This is a genomic window from Micromonospora sp. M71_S20 (genome assembly GCF_003664255.1).
In the GTDB taxonomy this organism is placed as follows: Bacteria; Actinomycetota; Actinomycetes; order Mycobacteriales; family Micromonosporaceae; genus Micromonospora.
Genome location: NZ_RCCV01000004.1, coordinates 99,485 through 101,704, shown reverse-complemented (window position 1 = coordinate 101,704; position 2,220 = coordinate 99,485). Strand labels below are relative to the sequence as shown.

Sequence of the window (2,220 nt, the reverse complement as noted above, 5' to 3'; positions counted from 1 at the left end):
CCCGGGCAGTCCCCGGCCGGCCTGGCCGACAACGGCAATGAATTCGCCAGGAACAAATACGCGTGCGAACAATGCCCCTCCCCCGTTCGACACCTGCGGCAAGACAATTGTGTCAATGCGTGCCGCCGAACAGGAAAGAGAGCTGAAAGGCGGACTTATACAGTTATCGGCAGCGTGGAGAGTTACCGTTGATCAAGTTTGGTGAACGATAGCCATGGACCACCCCTAACAACAACCCCTAGCCTCGCGCCTTCACGAGGGCTAGCTGGGGTGGCGGGGCGTTACGCGAAATAGAGGCTCTCCCCGCAACGCCCTGGGTACGGAGCGTGCCGTCCGGAATGGGTGGACACGGGTAGGAACGCCTGCCCAGGTGAGGCTGAGAGGGTGGTTCGGTAGCCTTTGCCCATTGTGGGCTTGGCTCAGTGTGTGAATGCGAGCGATGGTCGTAACCGGTGAGGCCTCCATCGCGTTGGGTCGATCATGGGCGAGCGAGCGGCGTACCCGAGTGACCTGACCGACGAGCAGTGGTTGGTGGTCGGACCGTTCCTGCAAGCGTGGAAGGACCGGCACCCGTCGGTGTCGGGGCATCAGGGCCGCTACGCGCTGCGGGAGATCGTGAACGCGATCTTCTACCAGAACCGGACCGGTTGTCAGTGGGCGTACCTGCCGCATGACCTGCCACCGAAGTCGGCCACCTACTACTACTTCGCCCTGTGGCGTGATGACGGCACCGACCAGGTGATTCATGATCTGTTGCGCTGCCAGGCGAGGGAGCGAGCCGGCCGGCGGGAGGACCCGACCGCGGTGGTGCTGGACACCCAGTCGATCCGGGCGGCCAACCACGTCCCGGCCGCGACGACCGGCAAGGACGCCGCGAAAAAGGTCCCGGGCCGTAAGCGGGGCCTGGCGGTGGACGCCCTGGGGTTGATCATCGCCGTGGTGGTCACCGCCGCGTCGGTCACGGACAACGCGATCGGCGTGCGACTGCTGGACAACGTCGTGGCCCACACCCCTACGGTGACCAAGGCATGGGTCGACGCCGGGTTCAAAGACGACGTGCAGATTCACGGCGCGGTGAACGGTATCGACGTCGAGCAGGTCAAGCGCACCGACACGGCCGCCGGGTTCGTGCCGATCGCACGCCGGTGGGTGGTGGAGCAGACCAACGGCACGCTGATGCTGCACCGCCGTCTGGTCCGCGAGTACGAGAGCCGACCCGCCTCGGCGGTGTCACGCACCTGGTGGGCGTCGACGGCGAACCTCATCCGCCGGTTGACCGGCACCGCCACCGCGTCCTGGCGCGACCCGGACTACCAGCGGTGACCCGACCGCCGCTGCTGGACCTGCTCACCGAACGCGAGACCGCCGCCGGCATCACCGCAGAGCGGCTCCGCGAGCAGATCGCCACCCTCACCGACCAGCTCACCATGGCCGAGACCGAGCTGGCCGAACTCGCCATCACCCGCAAGACGCTGCTGAGCCTGACCGACCACGCCGACCCGGCGGCACCCGCTGACGCGACCGTCGCCAGCCCCGCTTACCAGCAGATCCTCGCCGTGTTCCACGCCGCCACCGCACCGATGCGCGCCAAAGACATCTGCCATGCCCTCGGCGCCGGCACCACCACCAAGGACACCGAGAATCTCCGCGCCAAGCTCAAACGCCTCGTCGCCCGCCAGATCCTGACCGAACCCGAGGCCGGCCTGTTCACCCTCGCCTCGCCACCGCCGGCCGCGTAGCACCACGAGCAGGGCCTCTACCCCGCAGCCAAACCCACAACGGACATAGACCCCCGAACCACCCTCTCAGACCCTTGCGTGACTGCTATCGGCGCTGAGGCCGAGTACCTGGAACAGGCATACGAGCGGTACGACCCGCACGCCCGCCTGCTCGTACCCACCAGCCGCCGAGACGGCTGGCGTCCCCTTGGGTGACCGTACCGCTGCAGGGGCGGGTGATTTTGGGCCGGTGGACGACCGGCTGGATCGTGCCACCCAGTGAGACGCCGCTGGCGCACTGGCCGGATCCCCAGGCCGGCCGCCAATCGGGAGTGTGGCGATTTCGGCTCTGGCTCACATTCGGTGGTTAAAGTCCGTAGCAACATTGCAGGCCTGCGTGCGAGCCTCCGAAGCCGGCGCTTCAGGGCTGGCTGGTCTCCGCGGGGAGCCGCATCGACGGCCTCCTAATGCGGTCTGTCCCGATTGCGCCACTTTGGACACA

At 67.0% G+C, this 2,220-nt stretch carries 2 protein-coding genes; both read left to right on the top strand.

The annotated features are described in order from the left end of the window. The first annotated feature begins 480 nt into the window (after window positions 1–480). Entirely contained in the window at window positions 481–1,323 is an 843-nt protein-coding gene (locus DER29_RS29825) for an IS5 family transposase (protein WP_121401010.1), read from the top strand. Continuing rightward, window positions 1,320–1,739 (top strand): hypothetical protein, encoded by a 420-nt coding sequence (locus tag DER29_RS29820; RefSeq protein WP_121401009.1) that lies wholly within the window; start codon window positions 1,320–1,322, stop codon window positions 1,737–1,739. The genes DER29_RS29825 and DER29_RS29820 overlap by 4 nt, the downstream gene beginning before the upstream one ends. Window positions 1,740–2,220 lie beyond the last annotated feature (481 nt).